The sequence below is a fragment of the Streptococcus sp. 2018110 genome, assembly GCF_019754115.1.
Classification (GTDB): Bacteria; Bacillota; Bacilli; order Lactobacillales; family Streptococcaceae; genus Streptococcus; species Streptococcus hashimotonensis.
In genome coordinates this window covers 1-606 of record NZ_JAIJZO010000047.1, presented here as the reverse complement: position 1 = coordinate 606, position 606 = coordinate 1, and the positions used below count along the sequence as shown (strand labels likewise).

Genomic DNA, 606 nt, shown 5'->3' with positions numbered 1-606 from the left:
CATCACTCGCTTAATGGAGACGTTAGGGGAGCTTTATTTTTAATAGTATCGGGAAGTAGCTCAGCTTGGTAGAGTACTTGGTTTGGGACCAAGGTGTCGCAGGTTCGAATCCTGTCTTCCCGATTATTCGGCTCTTTGTCAACTGTAGTGGGTAGATGAAAAGCTAACACCTAGAGAGGACGAACTTCGTTCTCTCTTTTTTAGCTCTTTCCTATTTTCAGGAGATAAGCTGAAAAGGGCTATTCCCAGCCCTTTTCACTGTTCAAAGCAATCAAAATCAGTTTTTCTAGTTTTCATCTTCCTGAAACCAAAGGCATTTCTTTTAATGACTTTGATGAGATTATTGGTAGCTTCCAGTTTGGCGTTTGAAAATGTGAGTTTTGTTGTTTTTCAGTGTGGGTCATAGGGGACTTTTTTCTACCATTCGTCAAGCCTTTCAAGGTATTTGATGAACAATATTTTGAATTCAGTAGTCAAATGAAAGTTCTATAATGAAGTTAGCCACCTTACCTTAGTCAAGAATTAGATGTTTCACTATGTTTGAGTAAGTTGATGATTTCATTTGATAACAGGTTTGAAGCTGTTAGGCTAGGTGGCCAAGGCTAA

1 tRNA gene and 1 pseudogene are annotated in these 606 nt (G+C 38.8%); one reads left to right on the top strand and one right to left on the bottom strand.

The annotated features are described in order from the left end of the window. The first annotated feature begins 49 nt into the window (after positions 1 to 49). Positions 50 to 123, top strand: a tRNA-Pro gene (locus K5Q34_RS11690). A gap of 116 nt (positions 124 to 239) precedes the next feature. On the opposite strand, the pseudogene K5Q34_RS12005 reads toward K5Q34_RS11690, so the two are convergent. Continuing rightward, positions 240 to 378, bottom strand: a pseudogene (locus K5Q34_RS12005) (transposase); the annotation flags it as partial. Between the last annotated feature and the right edge of the window lie 228 nt (positions 379 to 606).